This is a genomic window from Paraglaciecola polaris LMG 21857 (assembly GCF_000315055.1).
GTDB lineage: Bacteria > Pseudomonadota > Gammaproteobacteria > Enterobacterales > Alteromonadaceae > Paraglaciecola > Paraglaciecola polaris.
The window spans coordinates 1-21,030 of the sequence record NZ_BAER01000057.1 but is presented as its reverse complement, the minus strand read 5'-3'; the positions used below and the strand labels follow the sequence as shown (position 1 = coordinate 21,030).

Genomic DNA, 21,030 nt, shown 5'->3' with positions numbered 1-21,030 from the left:
TTAGATAGTCCGGATGGATTGTTTGTGTCGCGTAAACAACGCCGCAGCGCCAAGTAATAACAACGCTGACATAGGGGGGCCAGGCACATTTGTCGGGGCAGACCTAAGGGCCACGTTGTCGATCAATAACGTGGATGAAAAGGAATCTGGGGTGAATCCACCTTCTAGATTGAAATCTAAAAACCAGCCTGACTGATTAATAAAGCGATTATCAAGCATCATGGAATAGGTACCCGCACCGTAAGTGCTAGTAGGCTCGAACAAAAACCCAGGGTTTGCATCAGCGCCAGTTATATCCCCTAAGCTGTTAGTGAAGTTGACGAAAAATACATCGGCTAAGTTCGAACCATCGTCAAAACCGCTAAATACCCAATCAAAACTAAGCCATAACTGAGCATTACTTGCAGCCGTAAAATCTATTTCGGTTGACAAGGTATTGGCAAAAAATGCACTGGCACCACTGGCCACATCGATACTTACTTTTGCCTGACATGCGCCAGCATTGTTTACGATAGCAAAGTCGGTATTCGGGCTAGTATGACGTACCCCATCGGTATAGTTGTCCCAGCCGGCAAAGTCGCAACTTTGAAAGTCGCCATTGGTAACCAACGCAGCCTGAGCGCTGGTAGTGAGTAATAAACACAATAATGTCAATATTTTGGGTGTGGTTTTCAATGTTTCAGCCTTTTTAGTTAGAATTGTTAATGCATTTGCGCAACATGTTATTGGCAATCTATTTACATAAAACTTTAATTGAAAAAAAACGTATGACCATTGAATTTGGCCAAAAAGGACATGAATACGTATGCAGTGAAATTGGAATATTGATTTACCAAGCAGTCGACCTTGCCAATATTCTTTGTAAATGTACGGTGCAATTAAATCGGGGGCGATTACTAATATATGGGTCAAGATGCAGCCAACTACCCCGTACTCTTGTGTAGAAACATCCCATGACGTGCAACGCGTATATTGATAGTCGAAGTAAACACTATCCCTTGGTGGGCTTGGCTTGTTATGCTCCTAAGCTTGATTTTATATATTAAGAACGAATAATTCAGAGGGGTCGCGTGACTACAATCGAACGTAAAGAAACAAAGCAACGAATGAGCCGGGTCGTGATACACCAAGGTACGGTTTATTTGTGTGGCCAAGTCGCCGCTGATGCCAGTAAAGGCATTGAAGAACAAACTCAGACCATGTTAGACAAGGTTGATGACTTACTACTGAGTGCAAATAGCTCTCGGGAACACCTGTTATCTGCGACTATCTATATTAAAGACATGGCCGATTTCGCAGGGATGAATTCAGTCTGGGATGCGTGGATACCCGAAGGACACGCACCTGCAAGAGCATGTGTACAGGCGGCGATGGCGCGACCAGCGCTGCTGGTTGAGATATCCGTGGTCGCTGCGCAAAAATAAGGTCTTTGCCTTAAAGCTTACTGGGCTCGGGCCGCATCGGCTCGGCCAAATATTCTGATACGGTACCCTTTATCGTCTTTTTGTAATTAAAAGACGCCAAAAAGATGAATTTAGCGCCTTTTACTGTTAATTTGTTGTTAAATAACAACAAATCGAATGATTCATTATGCAAAACCTGTCGGTAGTACACGAGCCTTGGTATTTATTAAGCGTCGCGCTAGGCGCGGTACTTGCGCTTTTGTGGTTAATTGTACGTTTGCGCCTGCACGCGTTTATCGCCCTGTCTCTGGTGAGTTTACTAACGGCTTTATGTGCTGGTATCGCGGTCATAGACGTTGTACCTACCTTAATGGGAAGTTTCGGTGGCACGTTGGCATCGGTTGCCTTGCTGGTCGGATTGGGTGCCATGATCGGTAAGCTGCTGGAAGTATCAGGCGGGGCACAAGTGCTAGCGGATAACTTGGTGAATCGTTTTGGCCCTGACAAAGCGCCGTTGGCACTGGGGATAGCATCACTGTGTTTTGGTTTCCCGATTTTTTTTGATGCTGGCTTAATTGTTATGATGCCAATTATTTTCAGTGTGGCACATCGCTTTAATGGTTCAGTGTTAACCTATGCATTACCCGCCGCTGGCGCTTTTGCGGTTATGCATGCCTTTGTGCCGCCCCATCCTGGGCCTGTGGCGGCGGCTGAATTTTTGGGGGCAGATATTAGCTTATTGCTGTTGGTTGGTTTAACCATTGCAATTCCTACTTGGTTTTTAGGGGCTTATCTATACGGCCAGTACGCAGGTAAACGTTTTGATATTCCGCTACATTCACTGTTCGTTTCAAGCGCAGATAGCACTGATAGCAAGGCAGCCAAAAACGAACTAGATTCAGTGGGCTTGCCTAGTTTTGCCAGTGTTATTTTCATCTTGTTGCTACCGGTATTTTTGATTTTCATGGACACGGGTCTCAATACCCTCATCGCCGCACAAGCTATTGCCGGGGACAGTTCCTTGGTACACTCGTTGCGCCTATTGGGTAAAACACCCGTCGCGTTATTAATCACCTTACTTGTTAGTATTGCGATTTTTGGTCGCCGTTATGGTATGCAAAAAATAGAATCTTGGTGCGGTGAGTCGTTAGCGCCTATTTGTGGCGTGATTTTAGTCACAGGTGCTGGCGGTATGTTTGGTGGCGTGCTTAGAGCAAGCGGCATCGGCGAAGCCTTGGCAGGTTTACTGGCGGATACCGGCATGCCATTAATTGTTGCAGGTTTTATTATCTCTGCTTGCTTACGCGTAGCGCAGGGGTCGGCAACGGTCGCATTGACGACAACCGCAGCGTTGTTAACCCCAATGGTTGCAGTAACAACTGGCTTATCAGCGGTCGATTTATGCTGCTTAGTGATTGCGATAGCAGGGGGAGCAACGGTATTGTCGCATTTTAATGATTCAGGATTTTGGTTGGTCAGCCGCTTGCTCAACATGGATGAAAAAACCACACTGCGCACTTGGACGGTGATGGAAACCTTATTAGGCAGCATTGCCTTTATCTTTGCGTTAACCCTAAGCTGGATATTTTAATTCGTTATACAAAAAAACAGCGGCTTAAGCTGCTGTTTTTTTAGGTCTGATAACCCCTGTGGAATCTAATTAAATGCTTTGTTTAGAAAGCTTCAACTTCGGCGAGCATTTGGCTGAAGTCTGACAATTCGACTTCTAGATATTCACCACCGTCACGCCATTCCACACCAATCACGACATTATCTTCGGCTAAATCTTCAACCCAAAATTCTAACCAATCAGATACCGAAATTGCTTTGGGAACGTAATCTTGCCATTCGTCGATGCAATGTTCTTTGGCTAATTCAGCATTTGACCATAGGGGCATCACGTCAGTTTCTTCAAAGTTAATGGAATCCAAAATAACCCAACCTTCACTGGATTTATCTTGTAATGCCCACAGAACCTGGGTGTTTTTTACGTGTGCCATAAAATCGGCTGAATCTATATTTTTATCTGTCATGGTGAGCTCTAAGTGGCTGGTTTGTGGCGCAATGATACGGAGTAACTAAGCCACTCACAACGGATGATTTAACTTTACCCATAATGCCTTAATCACATGGACATAAAGCGGGCTTGGGTTTATTCTGCTTATTCCGATATAGGCAAAAAACTGCGTTTGTAGTTCCTTTTTGTTATAAGTTTGTTAGCTGTTTGTTTACATTGCTGTAACTGAATTATGGATAGGATGAGTATGGATTCGATTTTACTGATTATTTTTATTTCATTGGCGATTGCCAGTGTGTTGAACATAGTGCTGAAAAAGTTTTCGGTGTCGCACATTATTGGCTACATCATTACCGGTACGATCATCAGTAATATATTCCATTTTAATGACAGTGAAAAACTGCACTCGCTGGACCTGATAGGTGAGTTTGGTATTGTATTCTTAATGTTTACCATTGGCTTGGAGTTGTCTTTTAATAAACTGAAAAAGATGAAAGAGCTGGTGTTCTTCAACGGCTTTGTGCAAGTTGCTGGTAGCGCCGTATTTATTTTTGCCATAGCGCATTACCTTTTTGTTCAAACCACCACCGCGTCGGTTATTATCGCCTTAGCGTTTAGCTTATCTTCCACTGCTATCGTGCTCAGTTATCTTAAAAAATCAAAAGACGTGGTCACCCCTTACGGTGAAAAGTCTGTGGCCATCCTGATTTTTCAAGATTTAGCGGTTATCCCTATTTTGTTATTAATTAGTTTTTTGGCGAACAGTGAGCTGTCGATGGGGGATGTGCTGTTAAACACTGTATTGTCGGCTACATTGGTTATCGTTTTTATGTTCACTTTGGGTAAAAAACTCATTGAATGGTTATTGCACTTTTCAACCAATGCCAAGCTCGAAGAGCTGTTTTTAGGTTCTGTGTTGACCATTGTCATCGGCGCGTCGTTATTGGCTCATGAAATGGGCTTTACGTATTCTCTCGGGGCGTTTATTGCCGGCATGATCATCGCTGAAACTAACTTTCATGTGAAAGTCGAATCAGACATTGCTTCCTATAAAGACATCTTGCTTGGTGCGTTCTTTTTCTCCATCGGCACCAAAATCGATATTGGTTATTTTTATCAAGAGTTTTTCTTGGTATTGGCTGTTCTAGCCTTGGCTATGCTCATTAAAGCCTTGTTTATTTTCGCCCTTATTCGGCGTAAGTCTAACAAAAGTGATGCGGTCAAAACGGCCATTGCCCTATGCCAAATCGGGGAGTTTTCATTCGCTATTTTTTCATTAGCGATCAGCGAAAATATTATCTCCTATGAACTCGGCAGCTTTTTGATCCTAGTGACAGTGCTGTCAATGATAGTTACGCCGTTTATGGTGAACAATATCTATAAATTAGCGTCTTACTTTGTGGTTGAATTTTTCGAATCTGACAAAATTACCCCTATCGATGCCCATCAGCATACGATTATTTGTGGTTTCGCTATTGTGGGGCGAATTGTGGCTAAAGAGCTTACTGCCAATGGCAGGCCTTTTGTGATCATCTCAGATAACTTACAGCATGTTTTACTGGCCCGTGAACGCGGTTACATGGCGTATTTTGGCCATTTAGATAAAAGACCCGTGCTTGAATCGCTAAAGGTTGAGCAGTCGGCCAGTGTCATTTTGACGGTAACGACGTTATTGACCAAAAAAATAATCTGCCAAGCGCTATTAGATTATTTCCCTGATGCAAAAGTGATAGTGAAAATAAACAGCCAAGATGAAAAAAAGGCCCTGGATGGAATGGGGATCTCTGCCTTTGTGCATGCGGAGCATGAAACTGCACGATTATTGGTAAAAAAGAGTATGGCGGCGCGTTTTGAAAATAACGATCACTTGAGTAATCTAGATTCAATTAGTGACTAATTTTGGCGTCATTGTTAATGCGATTTTCTGATTGAATTATAAGCAATTGGAATAACAATTTTATAACGGGTCTATTTATAATCTAGCTGGAATGGGGATTTTTCTTTACTTAGCTGTCGTAAAATAGTTACCATTGTGCGTCGAATTTATTAACCGTTTCCTTTAGGCTCCCAATATATGGATCTACACAGCAGTGAATTGCCTGTTATTCTAAGAAACCTCAGGAAAGAGGCGGGCTATACACAGGGCGAACTAGCTCAGCGTGTTGGGTTAAGTCGAGAAACGGTCTCTGCAATAGAAAACAATAAACCTGAGTCATTGCGTACATTACAAATTGAAGTGGTCAAAAAATGGTGGTCTGTATGTCGCACCAAAGCCAAAGAAGAAACCCGCAATAACTTCGTTAATCAAATCGTCGGTTACTTTAAATTTATCACCGATAGACTCTAGTCCACGTGTTCTTTAGCTCCACACGAATTCCAAAATTCATTGGTTCCGTTTTATTTGTTTGTGCCGGTTTCCTGACTTACGGCGACAGCTTGTTATTTGAAAAAATCTACCTTGCCTTATTAGGTTTTGTTGCTGTGTTGTTTATTCGCGACATTAATCTGGTGAGTATTATTGTTATTTCGGCTACCGCTAATTTATCCTCAGAGTTACTTTATCCCCTTGTTATTAGTGAGCATTTCCAATTAACACTTAAGGTGTTGACCTACTTAGCGGCATGTTATTCGTTATATAAGGTGTCGGAGGATAGTATGCGTTGGCCGACAGTTGTGGTCGTGGCTGGCTGTCTAGCCACTGAGATTTACTGGTATGTGAGTAAGCAAGCTGCGCCGATGATTTTCTGGTATGTACTCTTGCTCACCATCAACCTTTGGGTGCGTCACTTTTTATTCGCCCGAGTATTCCTTATGGCTAAGTATTTTCCAAGTCAGTACCGCTCATTAAACTTAGATCATTCTTTGTATCAATTAGTTTTCTTTTACATCCTGTTGCACCAATTGATCTTGATAGAATACATTCTACGTCGAGTATTTGACGTGCAGAGCACCCATATTTACTACGCTGCACCCTATATTTTCCACGGTTTAACGACGTATTCGGCGCTATTAGTGCTGGTACAAGGTTACATTCTCATTTCAAAAAATTGGTTTAAAGCCTAACTTCTGTCACGCTAAACCTACCATTTATATGTTCATATTTTAACCTTCTATGTGACATTGCCGATAGATATCCTTGATAATCACTGTGATGGAAATTCGTCCATCATTAATTCGTTATTAGGATATATATCATGAAAAATTTCACCCTTGCTGCCACTGTTGTTTTATCTATTTTTGCTTCTAGCACTGCGTTTGCGATTGGAACGGGTGGTAAAATGGTTCCCCCTAGTATTATTGGTACTGGCGGAAAGATGGTTCCCCCTAGTATTATCGGTACTGGCGGAAAAATGGTTCCTCCTAGCATTATCGGTACCGGTGGCAAAATGGTTCCTCCAAGCATTATTGGTACCGGTGGTAAAATGGTTCCCCCTGCGCAGTTATAAACTGCTATTAGATCACCAGTAGAGTTGATTTTCACTGGTGCACAGAGCCAACGTATAGAGCGCCTATTTGGATAAGATTAGGCGTTTTCTTTTACGTTTGGTGTGAGGCACCGCGGAAACATAGCAATTCCAACTATCAAATAAGAATTATTCGTATTTAATGGTTGACCTTGTTCACTTTAGTGATATAGTTGACATTATCAACTAATTTACTGGGAGCTAACATGAAACCTCAAGCACGTTTAGTCAAAGTTATTCGTATCGAATCATTGTCACCGCATTTACGTAGAATTTTTTTCAGCTCGGACGCGCTTGCGGACTTTCCTGAGGGTAAGGACGGCGCACACGTGAAGGTGCTGATCCCACATGAAGGAGAAACCTTTCCTGAGTTAGCGTTTGATGCAGTAAAACCAGCGGTTAAGCGCTCATATACAATACGTAGCTTCGACGCCAAAAGGCGAGAGCTCGCCATTGATTTTGTGGTTAATTTGCACCAAGGCCCCGCTACTAATTGGGCTAAAAACACTAAAGTAGGAGATTTCGCGGCTATCGCTGGCCCAGGACCACAGAAAATTACTGATTTTACCCAGGACAACTATTTGCTCATCGGGGATATTACTTCAATTAACGCGGTAAACGGTTTTGCTAGGTATATTCGCCCACAAGCTAATGTGCAGGCTGTCATTACGGTGCCCACCCGTGCCGATATTATTCATATGGATGCTGGTGCGCATTTACATGTTGATTGGCACATAGCAGACGAGCATAGCGAATCGTTAGAGCAGGTGGTTGAGGGCAAAGCCAAAGCGTTAGCTAAAAATGCGCATATCTTTTTCGGCCTAGAAGCCAGAAATGTACGTGCACTTAAAACGTTATTACTCGATGACCTTGGCGTGAACCGACTAAATATTTTTGCCACTGGCTATTGGAAAAAGGGCGTCGATGCGGATAAATTTAATCGGCAAAAACAGCAGGGTCCATTATAGATTCAGTTATCCAGTGATATTGCTGTGTTATACAGAAAAAAACCATCTCACGAGAGATGGTCTGCATTGATATTCATTTTTTGTTTCCTGAGTCATGAACGCAATCACATGCAAATTAAAAAGCGTATTGGCCTCCTAGGTAGAAGGTACGAGGTTGGCCGCCAAAATAACGATATGAGCCAAATGCATAATCGGCGCGGCTGGCGTACTTTTCATCGGTTAGATTTTCTATATTTGCATTGAGGCTCAGGTGTTTATTGACGCGTAACTGAGTGCGTAAATTTAGCAGGTCATGGCCCGAATATTCATGCTCGTTTGCTGGGTCTAGGTAGTAATTGCCAATGTGTTGCCATGCTAGTTCAATATCTGTACTGCTTGTGGCTTGCCAGTTCAGTCGAACATTACCTTGTTGGCGTGGCGCTGTGTCGATTTTATTGCCGTTAACAACGCCGCTACTTGCAAGGTTAAAATCGTATTCATGCTCTGCATAGGCGTAACTGGCTGACAAACTAAGGTTAGCGATAAGCTGATATGTGACATTGAGTTCGACGCCCATATGGGTTGTTTCGCCGTCGGTAACGTTTAAGCCATCGTCATCACGAAAAAAGAAGTTGTGCTTTTGCATGCTGTAAGCCGTCGCTTGCAATTGAAGGTTTGCAAACGAACCACGCAGACCGGCTTCTATACTGTTTATTTCTTCGGACTCTATGCTACCGATTGTTTGTTGGTTTTGCAGTCGATACAGATCTGTCGTTTGGGGTGCGCGAAATCCATTCGCCCAACTTGCAAAAAGCGCGAGGTTGTCGTTAACACGATAATTTGCCCCTATTTTTGCACTGGTGTTATTGAAACGATCATGGCGATCGCTAGGACGTTGATACAAGCAACTAACTGGTTGTGCATCATTGTTAAAGCATGATGAGCCATCAGCCTTACTGGTGCCATCAGCGATGAGGTTATCGTAACGATACTCTGTGCTATCGAAGCGCAGACCTGAGGTGAAACTAAGTGCATGGTTATACTGCCAATTGACCTGTATAAAGGGCGATAGGGTGGTAGCGTCGACTTCATAATCAAAATGCACTCCTTGCTGCCGGGCTTTACCGAAACTAAAGCGGTCGGCTTGCTGTTGGGTTTCAGTTAATTTCCCCTGAGTCAGGTCCACGTCAATTCCCACGACTACTGCAAAGGCATCATTCATTTGCCACTGGTAGTCACTATTTATCCCTAAACTGTGATGGCTGTTTTCTTCAATCGCTCTGGACGGCAAATAATGCTGGCGAAATGCCATACTATTGCTGCGAAAGTAAGGGGTGAAATTAAGCTGTTCGTTGGCATTTAATTGGTAACTTACATGACTCGCTCCGCGTATGGATGACCATTGTCGGTACGCATCTGTATCACAGTTTTTCTGCATTGCATCTCGGTCTTTATACAGCTCACTCGGGGCATAATCTGAGGTAAAGCAACCCTCACCATTGTCACCAGATGCGATGAATCCAGCGGTATCTTGGTCCAGATCAAAGCCCGATAGGGTGCTGCTGATGGAAAGTTTATCGTGCTGATAATCATGACGTAATCCCAGCTTACTAGAGGTATAGCCGTTGTCGTCTTGATAGCCACCGTCGTTAATCACTTGTAGGTTTAACCCGATTGCTTGATGTTTAGAACCTTGATCATCAACTTGGCCAATGGCACCTTGGAACTGTGTTCGCTGATTGCCCCCTAAGGTGATACCAAGATTGCCACCCTCTTGTGGGGTTAAACTCAACACATTCACTACACCGTGAACCGCATTAGAACCGTAAACTGCGCTGCTTGGGCCTTGGACAATTTCAATGGCATCGGCTTGCGCTAAATTAAGCTCTGCCAGGGCATTGTTGTTAGCAAAGCCTGCCGCGCGAGTGGGTATACCATCTTGCATAAATAAGAAAGCTCCGGCAGCACCAGGGCCTGTTAAAATGGGCGAGCGAAGAGAGGGTAGGTTCTCAACGCCGTTGTTAGCTTGAATATACACACCGCTGGCACGGTTTAGAATGTCGCTGGCGAGCGTGGCTTTTACGCGCTCTATCTCGTCCTCCGCAATGCGCTGCATATTACTATCGAACGCCATAAGGTTGGTTTTTTGATGTGAACCACTGACAACGACGACTTCAATAGGGGCTTGTTCAGCCATCACCCATGTACTTTGCATGGCAATGGTTAATGAGGCAATGGGCAATATAACAACACGGCGAGACATGAATACCTATTTTGAAAAAAGAAAACAGGCGTTATTTTACCTGTTATTGGTAAAATGTTAAATACAGCAATGGATTAGGTAATATTTTCATTGCTGATTTAGTGTCAGTGGTGAAGGTAATAATGGGCCCGTTTACTGGGCCTCGGGAGGGACTTTAGGGGCAATGTTGACGTTTATCGGGGTAGTCATATTAAGATGCACGTCTTGTTGTGGGTAGGCGATTTCGATGCCGGCTTGACGAAACTGCTTTTCAATCTGCATGTGAAGCTCATGTGTGACCATAGCGCGGTCAACCACTGCGCGGGCAAATACACGTAGTTCAAAGTCTAAACTACTGGCACCGAACGCTAAAAACAGTGCCGCAGGGGCGGGGTCTTCGAACACGCTGTGATTATTGTTCGCGACCTGTACCAACAGAGAAACCACTTTTTCAGTATCGCTGCCATAGGCCACGCCAACGGGAATAACGATGCGCGTGACTGGGTCTGATAAGGTCCAATTTACGAAATCTTGGGTGATAAAGGTTTTATTGGGAATGATAAGTTCTTTGCGATCCCAATCACTCACTGTTGTTGCGCGAATTCGAATACGGGTCACTGTGCCGCTGTGCCCTGCAATCGTAATGGTATCGCCGAGTCGAATAGGGCGCTCGAATAAGATCACTATTCCTGAGACAAAGTTAGCGACAATTTCTTGCAATCCAAACCCTAGCCCAACACCCAGGGCAGCTATGAGCCATTGAAGTTTTGACCACTGGGCGCCCAAAATATTGAACGACACAATTATACCTATGATCACGATACTGTATTTTAGCATGGTGGTAATGGCGTAACTGGTGCCTGGAGATAGGTTTAAACGTCCCAACACAGTCATTTCCAATAAGCCTGGTAAATTGCGCACGCCTATCACACTGACAACGAATATCATTAAGCTAAGCAAACAGCTCCACAGGGTGATGCGCTGGGCTTCAATATTGGGATCATCATTGCTTATTTCCCACATAACAACATCATCGAGGGAGTATGCAATGGGCGAAATGTCTTGCCACACAACAGACAACGCGCCTATGAGTGCTAGCCATATCACCATGCGTATGACGGCCTTGGTTTGACTGGTAATGGTGTGCCTATCGAGCTCTTGACTGTCTATTATTTCGGGTACCCCTTCACCAGATTGTTCCGCAGCTTCTTGTTGGGCATTGGCAGCGATAGTGGCTAGCCGTTTGGCACGGATTTTCTCCAGTGCGATACGTCTGGCATTAACGGAAATCGCCCGTTCTGCTGTGTAGTAAACCAAAAGGGCGACGGTACACAGAAACGCAGTTTCTAACATTAATGCGAGGATACGCTGGGCGCTGTATTGATAACCAATAGCCGATAAAATGATCAAAAAAGCCGGTACTAGAATCAATAAGGAATATAAAAAGTACGAGAAGCGCTTAGAGGAATACATCGATGCGCGGTAACGGTAATAAGCGTTACGCGTAACTCTTGTGCCGGCAATGGCTAATGATGAACACAAGATGATCAGGGCAAATTGGCCTAGGTCTTCGCGTATCTCGACACTGGCTTGATTGTTCAACAAAGTCATTATTATGCCAATGGGAATAAACACGATAATCAGTAAGCGGTTGTTTTTTCTGAGCAGAGTAAGGCTGGACTCACTCCAATTAAAATGTACTTCACCAAGGCCATCTTTGCGCACCAGCTGTAACATGAATTCTAGATATAACATCATCAAGCCGCCGACAAAAAATGCGTTACTCAAGCTATTAGCAAAGCCGGTTTTCGCATCACATAAAAGCGCGAGAGCAAACAAAACCAATGCAGGGGGTAGCGACAAACCAAGGGTAATTAATAAGCTGGTGAGCGTTAATTGAAAGGCATCTGTTTGCACTTTCCCGACGTTGGGAGCGATTTCACTTAACCGCCGTTTAAGGCGTTTACGCAATATCAGCGTTAATACCAGCGCAACCAACATGGTGATCAGTGCAAATTGATTGTGTTCAATGTTCTGTTCCACAGCGAGCATGACATTTTGCCAGTGTTCCATTCGTAGCAACCAAGCGGCAGAATCGCCCGCGGCTGTAATGGTGTCCACATCAAAAGGAGTGGCACTTGGGATCCAAAATAGATTACTTTCCAGAAGGTTACTGTAAGTCTGGGTGCGCTGGATAAGGAAACGCAATTTATCCAGTAAAACAGATAGCACGTCTACATGTTGTGTGTAAGCTGAACTGAGCTGAGAAATTAACTCTCGACGCTGTGAGACCAGCTCCTTAGCTTCATCTTGCCAGCGCAGATTATCCTTGCCAATTTGCCCCATTAATACTTCCACATCGGGTGTATCAAATGGCGCACGTCGTTGATTTAAACTGAACATGGCGACTCGGTTGTCGACTAACGATATTTCTGTTTGTTTGATTAAGTCATCTCCATTGACTACTCGAGATGCTTGCTCCCACTCTTGTCTAAGGGCGTTACCAAAAACGGCCGAGGATTCGTATATCTCAAGCTCAAGTAACCGATTCAAAGAAGAAAATTTATTATTTAAATCGCTGATCTGAGTTTGAATTTCGTTTAACTCATGAGCAGTTAAATCTTGTTGAGTAGCTAAGGTGGCGGCACTTTTTGCCAGCACTTCATTGTGTTTGGCAATATCTTGTAAAATCAGTGGGGCACTGATGAGAGAGGCAGTTGTTGCTTGCAGTTTTGCTAACTTTGAGGCGTTTTGCTTTTCGTCTAAGTTATTTTGCAGTGACCTTAATGCGTTAAGTAATTCAACTGAGGCCTGTAATTTCTTCTGTTCGAGAGCAACTTGCGCATCAATAATGGCCAAATGTGCAGGTCGGTAGGCTAGTCTTTCCTTGAGGGAGCCAATTTTCGCTTGTAACATTTTACGTTCGGCTGCCTGAGCAATGCTTTGGGCTAATTTTGCCGGGTTGCTATCTTCGTCGGTAGTGAGGTTGTTGTTAGTGGCATCAATAGCGGTTTGTGTTTCACTGATGATTTGACGTAAAAGCAAGCGGCGTTCATCGTCAAGGGTGGCCTTTAGTTCAGACAATCTAGCTCGGGTACTGGTTACGTCTCCTTCGGTGTCGGTTACCCGAGCGAGTAACTCCGATTGGCTAACGGATTTATTACTTACCGGGGGATATTGAAATTTCGCATAATCATTTTCCAGTCTATTCAGTTTTTTTGGAGCGTCTTTTATTGCGTGATTATATTTATTGGTTTGCTCATCAAATTGTTCTGTGGCCCGTATGTTGTCGATTGCCTGTTGGTATGATTGCTCTATTGCACTTTTTTCTTGCTCGGAAATATCCGCTGCATCAGACGAGGTTTTTAAACGCTGCTGGATTTCTTCAATACTGGGAAGCAATTCATCCCCTGCCAATACCCCAGAGCAAAAAAATAGACTAAAAAGTACAATGAATTTAGCTATACCTGCGGAGGTTGATATTCTGGGCATACATATCCTAAAAATTGAGACAGCCCATCATACCTTACTTGTATTACGCGCGTCTTGTGCCGGTGGCACTGTGAATAAGCGGCGATACTCACGGCTAAATTGCGACGTACTGGTATAGCCGACTTCGTAGGCCGCAGAGGTCGCGGTATGCTGTTCGAAAAGCATTTTTCGCTTAGCCGCATGCAAACGAACGGTTTTGATATATTGAATAGGGGAGGTGTTAGTTGCCGCTTTAAAGTGTTGATAAAATGAAGACTCACTCATATTGGCTTTACTCGCTAGGGCCGATATATCCATGTTCGAAGCGTAGTGACGGTTGATATATTGCAGCACATTGGCAATTTGATATTGTTGTCGGTCTTGGCTGGCAAATATGCGCAGCAGGTCGCCATGTTCAGCATTCAATACGTGATAAATCAATTCTTTAAGCGCTAGTTGTCCCAGTACATGGGCTTTGCTTTTTGAGTGGGCACAGTCGAGTAGTCTGCACAAGGTACTCTGTATATCCTGATTAATCGCACTGACGTAAATGCCTCTGGGCGAGGAGCGGTTTACGGTGAACATGTCTAATGAGCCGGTATTTTCCCTGGGTTCAAGGGGCATCTGCACTAATAATTCGTTGACCAGTTGGGTGTCAAGACTGATACGTGCCGCTAAATAGGGGGTTTCCTTACTCGCTTGTAGGATCTGACCTTCTAGCGGCAAGGGCACGCAACTAACTAAATAATGCATGGGATCGTACTGATAACGCTCTTTGCCTAAAAACGTCGCCTTTGAACCAAGCAAAACCATATATATACTCGGCTGGTATATCACCGGCAGTGGCGATGCCATGGGATTGTCACGGCGAAATAGGCTTAAATGCGGGATGCTTGTAGAAAAGTCGCCTTCATTTGGGGTCAGCTCTAATACTTTTTTAATTAATGCATTCATCCTATGCCACCTCGTAAATATATGCTGTGTTTATCATTACGCTAGTATGCCATGTAGCGACGCGGGGGAAAGCTGCTGGCAGCATGATTGTAGGATTAGGCAAACATTTTGCAGTATCCCCCAATTTAATTGCGCATATTCGACGTTAACATGCTAACTCGATATATGTTTTTCATTATTAATGAGGATTACGTTATGCAGAAACGTCAATTAGGTCACCAGGGGTTAATGGTGTCGAGTGTGGGTTTGGGTTGTATGGGCATGTCTGATTTTTATGGCTCTCACGATAAGCAAGATTCATTCGCGACTTTACATCAAGCGATAAATAGCGGTGTTACGTTTTGGGACACGTCAGACATTTACGGGCCAAAAACCAACGAACTTTTATTAGGGGACTTCTTCAAGCAAAATAGTACTGCACGGGATTCTGTCACATTAGCAACTAAGTTTGGGATCCTGCGCGACGATAAAGGTGGTTTTCTCGGATTTAACGGGCGGCCAGAATACGTAAAACAGGCGTGTGATGCCAGTCTGCAACGTCTGGGTATCGATTGTATCGATCTGTACTATCAGCATCGAATGGATCCTAGCGTGCCCATCGAAGAAACGGTAGGTGCGATGGCTGATCTGGTCAAAGAAGGCAAGGTTCGGTATTTAGGTTTGTCTGAAGCCGGCAGTCAAACGCTTAAACGCGCCTGCGCCGTTCATCCCATTGCTGCGTTGCAGAGCGAATACTCGTTATGGAGCCGGGATATTGAAGACGACATTTTACCTGCTTGTCGTGAGCTCGGTGTTGGGTTGGTTGCATATAGCCCTTTGGGTCGAGGGTTTTTAACTGGGGCTATTACCCAGCGAAGCGATCTAGGCGCGGGGGATTGGCGGCTGACTAATCCACGTTTTTCAGAACAGAATTTTGACCATAACTTACGTTTGGTAGCCGAAATAAAAACCATTTCTGACAGCCTTGACTGCTCACCAGCACAGTTGGCTTTAGCCTGGATTGCAAAACAGAGTCCGGAATATGTGTCGATCCCAGGTACGCGTAACCCAGCTAGAATCGTCGAGAATGCAGGAGCAATGTCTTTAAATATCTCTGAAGAGAAATGGCTCGATATTGCCAAGTGCATTGCACAACATCAGGTACATGGTCTGCGCTATCCAAAGGAGTCCATGGCAGCGCTTGGCCGTTAGTCTTTGTTAAGTTCAGCAAGCAAGTTATCGGCGATACATTGTGCGATATGTTCGAAGTCCCTTAACTGTGATCCGCTTAATCCTTGGGTCATTTGATTATATATTTCAACTTTCGCTGCGTGGAATTGCGCCATTAAGGTTTGACCCTCTGCCTTTACGCTAAGAATTTGACTGCGCTTGTCTTCAGGATGAGCGCATTTCTCTATTAAATCCGCCGCCAATAACTCTTTAACGATCCGTGCCACCTGCGCTTTATCTCTGGCTAAAACATTGACAATATGGTTGGCAGTGCAAGCATCCGATTGCGCTATAACTGCGAGGCTGCGCACATGCATCGCACCTATTCCCAATTCGTTAGCATTGATTGCACTGCGTATGCTGATGCGAAAACGTTCGGAAATCGCGATAATGTGTTCGATAAGTTGAGAGTGCATGCACAGTTCCGTTGAGTATTTTAGTTGATTATATCAACAAATTTCCCTGTTTCGCCAGAAGCGCTTATCGGCTAATGCGCAAGGCAGGCTAGTTCATCCTGTTTCTGCCGCTTTAGTAGGGCATCAAAATCTTGGTATTTTAACGGTTTTGCGAACAAATAGCCCTGTCCATACTCACAACCCATTTTTTGCAATATATTACGCTGTTCTTCAGTCTCTATGCCTTCTGCGACAACCTTAATACCGAGCTTTTTCGCCATGACTATTATGGCTTCACACAACACTTTATCATTACTGACTTCGCTCATCGAATGAACAAAAGATTTATCGATTTTCAAAATATCAGTAGGATATTTCTTCAAATATGAAATCGACGAGTAGCCTGTGCCAAAGTCGTCAAGGGCGATATCTACTCCCGCTTGGCGAAACTGAAATAACTTTGTGGATACACTCTGGTTGGCATCCATTAGTAGGTTTTCAGTTATTTCCAATAAAATAGCTTGGGGAGGTGTCCGAGTCTCAAGCAGGGTATCTAACCATTGGGTAATGCATCTATCTGGATCGGTATAGTGAATGGGTGACGTGTTAATACTTAACTGTAGCGTGGGGCATAGGGTTTTACGCCAATGGCGCACATCTCTGCATACCTGAGAAAATACCCAGTTACTGATATCAATTATTAAACCCGTTTCTTCTGCCACAGGGATAAACTCCAATGGCCCGATAACACCGTGCACAGGGTGTTGCCAACGAATCAAGGCTTCAGCTTTAGTACAGTATCCATTGTGCATTTCAACGATGGGTTGATAAACGATAAACAATTCTTCATTTTCAATTGCATGCCTAAGATCGGATATTAACGTCATGCGCTTTAACGCCGCATCTCGCATGCTTTTGGTATAATAATGGTAGTTATTTTTACCTATTGATTTGGCGCCATACATGGCCTGATCGGCATTTTTAAGTAAGCTGGCAACATCTTCGGCGTCATCAGGGTAAATTGTGATCCCTATGCTGGCACTGGTATGTACAATTTCATTTTGTAAGTGATAGGGTTGTGCTACCGCTTTCAGTATCTTCTGGGCGGTATTTTCTAAGCCACTAAAATCCATTATGTCGTTGATGATCATGACAAACTCATCACCGCCTAAACGCGCCACGGTATCTTTTTTACGGATGCATTGCTCGATACGCTTAGCGCAATCAACTAATAAATCATCTCCGACGCCATGGCCCAAGGTATCATTGATGTCTTTAAAGTTATCTAAATCGAGAAACATGACCGCCACGTGAGTTTCATTACGTTTAGCAGCGTTGAGCGCTTGTTTTAGGTGTTCACCCATAATATTACGATTTGGAAGCTGGGTGAGTTCATCAAAATTGGCTTGGTGCCAAATCAGATCGCTGGTGCGCTGGCGTTCAATCGCTATGCTAGCGATATGGGCAAATTGTTCAATGCGTTCGAGCTCTTCATCCGACGGCGTTGCGGGGTGATCATGGTAAATAGCAAATGTACCCAAAACCGACCCATCCGCTGCCTTAATCGGTTCAGACCAACAGGCACCTAAATGGGCTTGTTTGGCAAGGTCAGCCCAGGCTGCCCAGTATGAGTGAGTGCTGATATCGTCAACTATGGTGCGCTCACCTGTGAACGCAGTTGTGCCACAGGAGCCTTGACCTATTCCTATTTCAATACCATCTATCGCAGCGTTATAAAAATCAGGAAAAGATGGCGCTGCGCCAGAAACAAGTTTAATTCCTTCGAGTAATAATATGCTGCATTGCTGTCCGTGATATTCAAGTTCGATGGCCTCAACGATGTCGATTAATACCGAATGAAGGGACTCAGAATGCACGATTTTTTCTAGGATCACGTTACGTAAACGAGTCAATTTTTGCGTTTCATCCAATTGCACTTGAGAACGACGGAGCGCTCGAGCGGTATTGGCTAATTCTTCTTTTTGCAACTCACTTTCGACCATATTAGCGAGGTCACGCAAGACACCTTTATCTTCGTGATTTAATGATTTAGGCTTGGGATCAAACACGCACAGGGAGCCGACAGGATAACCAGCCATAGTGATTTTTATGCCGGCATAAAAGCGTAGATAAGGCTCACTGGTTACAAATGAACTGTCGCGAAAGTCTTCACTTAGATGCGTATCGTTGATGATGAATACATCATCTTCAACTATGGTGTGGGAACAAAAAGCCATGCCTCTGGCTAATTCGGTGGCATCAAAATTAAACACCGATTTATACCATTGGCGGTTTTTATCAGTAAATGAAATCGAGGCGAATTGGCAACCAAAGGTATGGGCTGCTAGTCGCGTAATTCTGTCGAAACGCTCTTCAGGCGCAGTATCTAGAATACGTAAACTGTATAGCGCGTCTAATCGTAGCAAGTCGTTTGAAGGTATCGGTGCCGATTTCAAGGTTTGCTCCCATTTTTCCCAAACTCTACGGTACGCAAAGTACCCATGGATGTAAATATGACCTTTAGTATGAGCTAAACCAGTGAAATCTCCCTAGTTCTGGTACATAAAGTTAACTTTAACTTGGTAATACGCGGGTAAATCGACAATTTCATATTGCCAACCGTGGCGCTGAATGATTTTTTCACTTAGTTGCAATCCTAAACCGTAGCCGAGAGGATTTCGGTTTTTATCATTGTCGTGGCTGACGTCATTCTCGTCATTATCTTTAGAAATATTGGTGATAGTGACGCAACTTCCTTGCTGTTTTATCTGTACTTTTCCTTGCTGTGTATGTTGGTAGGCGTTACGGATAAGGTTACTCAGTACAATATGACAGGCCGTAGCGGCAGTGTGTAAGGTGAATTTTTCACTTTGTATCTCGACTTCAACCTGCTTGCCGTTGAGCAAATATCCTAATTCATTACAAAGCTGGCTAATGTTTTCATCAAGGTTAACAGGCTCAAGTGATACAGTTTGCTCATCATTGCGACTAAGCCATAACAAGGTGTCGGTTAAATCGCTCATGGTTAAACCGGCTCGTTCGATACGCTGCAGGGTTAGATTCTGTTTGTCGCTGATAGGCGATTGTTCGCTTAATCGTTTGAGTAAATCCACATTACTACGAATGACGGAGATAGGCGTACGGAGTTCATGGCTAGCATAACTAAGAAAACGCTGTTCCCGAGCTAAGCTTTGATGAACCGATAACAGGCTGCCTCTGACTATACTGGCGAGTGTATTGAGCTCGTTGTAAATAAAGTCCGGTGGTGATTGCTGTATATTTTCTTGTGTTAAGGATTTAGCCCAATCTTTCAGTGACTCAATTGGCTTGGCTACTTTGCGCATCACTACAATCAATAAACAAGCGAAAACGGCCATAACACTCACACCGGTTATGATGATCCAAGTAAAGAGTGATATATTCTTCTTGCGTTTTTTATGCAGACTAGTTTTATCTAACATGACCTTAGAAACATACCTAGTTTCGTTGTTTTGATTATACATAATCGTCACGAAAAAGAGGTTTTTAGGCAATGAAAATAGTGAGTCTTGGTCTTTCATTTTCAACAGTTCGTTTTCTTGGGTGGGCGGGGATGTAAAACGTTGTTGAATGATTTTTGGTGTGTCCTGCCAACGACTGGCGACCTGAATGTCGACAAATTTTACCGGATGACCATCTTGCACGTCCGTGGTCATAACAAGCTCGTGCATAATGCCGCCTATTCCGCGATCTAATCCTTCGATAAAATAATTCACACCGAGCACTGAGAATCCAATGGTCATGCTTGAACCAAGCAAGACTATGCTGATGAAAAAGTATAAACGTAAACTGGGTCTGATCTTCATGCTATTGCCCTTTTTGCCTTTCCCTAATGGCAAAACCAACACTGGCCACCGTTTCTAGGGTGACCGATGCGTCGTGTATGTCGAGTGCTTTGCGTAAGTGATAAATATGCACCTTCAAACTGTTACTATCGGGCTGCTCATCTCCCCATACTGATTGCATGATATGTTGCCTACTAACAGTTTGCGGGCTTGCACGCATTAATACTTCAAGGATCTTCAGTGCGGTGGGTGAAAGCTTTAAAGGGTGCTGTGCCAAAAAAGCACTACGTTGGCTCAGATCGAATACTAAATCACTGAGTGTAAGGCGCTTAACCTCACCGCTTCGCCGCCGCGCTAATACTTGAACTCGGGCCACTAGTTCTTGCATGGCAAACGGTTTGATTAAATAGTCGTCACTACCAACTTGAAACCCTTGTAATTTGTCGTTCAGGGAATCTCTGGCGGTCAGCATTAACACTGGAGTATCTAGACCTCTTTCCCTTAACAGGGCGCATAATGTTAAGCCATCCATTTTCGGCATATTAATATCTAAAATAATGACTTGGTAAGGCTGACGTTCAATTAAATTAAGACCCAGTAGCCCATTACTGGCGTGGTCACATTGAATAGTCTCGAGTTCCAAGTAATCCACTATGGTACTTGCCAAGTCAATATCATCTTCAACCAATAATACGTTAGTCATGTTGCGAAGACTCCAGAGAGCGAAGGAGGGTTGCCAACTTAATTTGCTGACACTGAGTCCATACTGTTTTTAGCACAAAGCTTTGCGTTACTAAATAAATCATAACCGACATCTTAATTACATTAATGCCGATAAAATAACAAAAGCGCCGTTAAGACGGGGTTAACGCTTTACATTAATTTACAATCAAGACACTGATTGAGGATCGGTTTAATTGATGCAATAGGGAAATTGCTGTTTATAACAATGTTTTGCCCGCTTTTAAGAATAATTTGAATAGCCTCTCGGGTTGAACCAGCTTTGATTAACCTTATGCTGTGCATGTCATCAAAGGAGACGGTTTCCAGCACATTTCCATCTTTTAGGCTTAGATGGTCATCTCCGATAGACAAGGTAGGCCC

At 43.8% G+C, this 21,030-nt stretch carries 17 protein-coding genes and 1 pseudogene; 8 read left to right on the top strand and 10 right to left on the bottom strand.

Annotation, left to right across the window (positions count from 1 at the left end; translation table 11 throughout):
* Positions 1-675: a hypothetical protein gene (locus tag GPLA_RS11595; RefSeq protein WP_007105111.1), complete on the bottom strand. Its 675-nt coding sequence runs from the start codon at positions 673-675 to the stop codon at positions 1-3.
* A gap of 395 nt (positions 676-1,070) precedes the next feature.
* Here GPLA_RS11595 and GPLA_RS11585 point away from each other — a divergent pair, with 395 nt between their 5' ends.
* A complete protein-coding gene (locus GPLA_RS11585) occupies positions 1,071-1,424 on the top strand; it encodes a RidA family protein (RefSeq protein ID WP_040514592.1) in 354 nt (117 codons plus the stop codon).
* A 166-nt stretch (positions 1,425-1,590) separates the two neighbouring features.
* Positions 1,591-2,994, top strand: a complete 1,404-nt coding sequence (locus GPLA_RS11580) for a GntP family permease (RefSeq protein ID WP_007105108.1) — start codon at positions 1,591-1,593, stop codon at positions 2,992-2,994.
* Between the two features lie 82 nt (positions 2,995-3,076).
* Here the strand turns inward: GPLA_RS11580 and GPLA_RS11575 are convergent, their stop codons facing one another.
* Complete coding sequence (locus tag GPLA_RS11575; protein ID WP_007105107.1) at positions 3,077-3,436, bottom strand: DUF2750 domain-containing protein; 360 nt, start codon at positions 3,434-3,436, stop codon at positions 3,077-3,079.
* Between the two features lie 231 nt (positions 3,437-3,667).
* On the opposite strand from GPLA_RS11575, the gene GPLA_RS11570 reads away from it, so the two are divergent.
* From GPLA_RS11570 to GPLA_RS11550, 5 genes are all read left to right on the top strand, one after another.
* Positions 3,668-5,317 carry a cation:proton antiporter domain-containing protein gene (locus tag GPLA_RS11570; protein ID WP_007105106.1) on the top strand — a complete coding sequence of 550 codons (1,650 nt, stop codon included), beginning with the start codon at positions 3,668-3,670 and terminating at the stop codon, positions 5,315-5,317.
* A gap of 177 nt (positions 5,318-5,494) precedes the next feature.
* Positions 5,495-5,767, top strand: a complete 273-nt coding sequence (locus GPLA_RS11565) for a helix-turn-helix transcriptional regulator (RefSeq protein ID WP_007105105.1) — start codon at positions 5,495-5,497, stop codon at positions 5,765-5,767.
* An 89-nt stretch (positions 5,768-5,856) separates the two neighbouring features.
* Entirely contained in the window at positions 5,857-6,483 is a 627-nt protein-coding gene (locus tag GPLA_RS11560; protein ID WP_007105104.1) for a hypothetical protein, read from the top strand.
* A gap of 131 nt (positions 6,484-6,614) precedes the next feature.
* Positions 6,615-6,866 carry a hypothetical protein gene (locus tag GPLA_RS11555; RefSeq protein WP_007105103.1) on the top strand — a complete coding sequence of 84 codons (252 nt, stop codon included), beginning with the start codon at positions 6,615-6,617 and terminating at the stop codon, positions 6,864-6,866.
* A gap of 224 nt (positions 6,867-7,090) precedes the next feature.
* Positions 7,091-7,852: a siderophore-interacting protein gene (locus tag GPLA_RS11550; protein ID WP_007105102.1), complete on the top strand. Its 762-nt coding sequence runs from the start codon at positions 7,091-7,093 to the stop codon at positions 7,850-7,852.
* A 115-nt stretch (positions 7,853-7,967) separates the two neighbouring features.
* On the opposite strand, the gene GPLA_RS11545 is transcribed toward GPLA_RS11550, so the two are convergent.
* From GPLA_RS11545 to GPLA_RS11535, 3 genes are all read right to left on the bottom strand, one after another.
* Complete coding sequence (locus GPLA_RS11545) at positions 7,968-10,094, bottom strand: TonB-dependent receptor (protein ID WP_007105101.1); 2,127 nt, start codon at positions 10,092-10,094, stop codon at positions 7,968-7,970.
* 132 nt (positions 10,095-10,226) lie between these two features.
* The gene (locus GPLA_RS11540) at positions 10,227-13,565 is read right to left on the bottom strand and encodes a mechanosensitive ion channel domain-containing protein (protein ID WP_007105100.1); all 3,339 of its coding nucleotides are present in this window, start codon (positions 13,563-13,565) and stop codon (positions 10,227-10,229) included.
* Between the two features lie 27 nt (positions 13,566-13,592).
* Entirely contained in the window at positions 13,593-14,498 is a 906-nt protein-coding gene (locus tag GPLA_RS11535; protein ID WP_007105099.1) for an AraC family transcriptional regulator, read from the bottom strand.
* 195 nt (positions 14,499-14,693) lie between these two features.
* Between GPLA_RS11535 and GPLA_RS11530 the strand changes: the two genes are divergently transcribed.
* A complete protein-coding gene (locus GPLA_RS11530) occupies positions 14,694-15,689 on the top strand; it encodes an aldo/keto reductase (protein WP_007105097.1) in 996 nt (331 codons plus the stop codon).
* Here the strand turns inward: GPLA_RS11530 and GPLA_RS11525 are convergent.
* The 5 genes and pseudogenes from GPLA_RS11525 to GPLA_RS24005 all read right to left on the bottom strand — a co-directional run.
* Entirely contained in the window at positions 15,686-16,123 is a 438-nt protein-coding gene (locus GPLA_RS11525; protein ID WP_007105096.1) for a MarR family winged helix-turn-helix transcriptional regulator, read from the bottom strand. The genes GPLA_RS11530 and GPLA_RS11525 overlap by 4 nt on opposite strands.
* Before the next feature lie 71 nt (positions 16,124-16,194).
* On the bottom strand, positions 16,195-18,558 hold the full coding sequence (locus tag GPLA_RS11520) for a sensor domain-containing phosphodiesterase (protein WP_007105095.1): 2,364 nt from the start codon (positions 18,556-18,558) through the stop codon (positions 16,195-16,197).
* Positions 18,559-18,651: 93 nt separating this feature from the next.
* Complete coding sequence (locus GPLA_RS11515) at positions 18,652-19,947, bottom strand: sensor histidine kinase (protein WP_040514590.1); 1,296 nt, start codon at positions 19,945-19,947, stop codon at positions 18,652-18,654.
* Position 19,948: 1 nt separating this feature from the next.
* A complete protein-coding gene (locus GPLA_RS11510) occupies positions 19,949-20,629 on the bottom strand; it encodes a response regulator transcription factor (RefSeq protein ID WP_007105093.1) in 681 nt (226 codons plus the stop codon).
* Between the two features lie 170 nt (positions 20,630-20,799).
* Positions 20,800-21,030 (bottom strand): annotated as a pseudogene (locus GPLA_RS24005) (hypothetical protein); the annotation flags it as partial.

Excerpts from the sequence above, each read along its gene's own strand:
- GPLA_RS11570 (WP_007105106.1), top strand. The coding sequence starts at position 3,668 with ATGGATTCGATTTTACTGATTATTTTTATTTCATTGGCGATTGCCAGT.
- GPLA_RS11525 (WP_007105096.1), bottom strand. The coding sequence starts at position 16,123 with ATGCACTCTCAACTTATCGAACACATTATCGCGATTTCCGAACGTTTT.
- GPLA_RS11565 (WP_007105105.1), top strand. The coding sequence starts at position 5,495 with ATGGATCTACACAGCAGTGAATTGCCTGTTATTCTAAGAAACCTCAGG.
- GPLA_RS11545 (WP_007105101.1), bottom strand. The coding sequence starts at position 10,094 with ATGTCTCGCCGTGTTGTTATATTGCCCATTGCCTCATTAACCATTGCC.
- GPLA_RS11515 (WP_040514590.1), bottom strand. The coding sequence starts at position 19,947 with ATGAAGATCAGACCCAGTTTACGTTTATACTTTTTCATCAGCATAGTC.
- GPLA_RS11580 (WP_007105108.1), top strand. The coding sequence starts at position 1,591 with ATGCAAAACCTGTCGGTAGTACACGAGCCTTGGTATTTATTAAGCGTC.
- GPLA_RS11530 (WP_007105097.1), top strand. The coding sequence starts at position 14,694 with ATGCAGAAACGTCAATTAGGTCACCAGGGGTTAATGGTGTCGAGTGTG.
- GPLA_RS11575 (WP_007105107.1), bottom strand. The coding sequence starts at position 3,436 with ATGACAGATAAAAATATAGATTCAGCCGATTTTATGGCACACGTAAAA.
- GPLA_RS11510 (WP_007105093.1), bottom strand. The coding sequence starts at position 20,629 with ATGACTAACGTATTATTGGTTGAAGATGATATTGACTTGGCAAGTACC.
- GPLA_RS11550 (WP_007105102.1), top strand. The coding sequence starts at position 7,091 with ATGAAACCTCAAGCACGTTTAGTCAAAGTTATTCGTATCGAATCATTG.
- GPLA_RS11555 (WP_007105103.1), top strand. The coding sequence starts at position 6,615 with ATGAAAAATTTCACCCTTGCTGCCACTGTTGTTTTATCTATTTTTGCT.
- GPLA_RS11535 (WP_007105099.1), bottom strand. The coding sequence starts at position 14,498 with ATGAATGCATTAATTAAAAAAGTATTAGAGCTGACCCCAAATGAAGGC.
- GPLA_RS11540 (WP_007105100.1), bottom strand. The coding sequence starts at position 13,565 with ATGCCCAGAATATCAACCTCCGCAGGTATAGCTAAATTCATTGTACTT.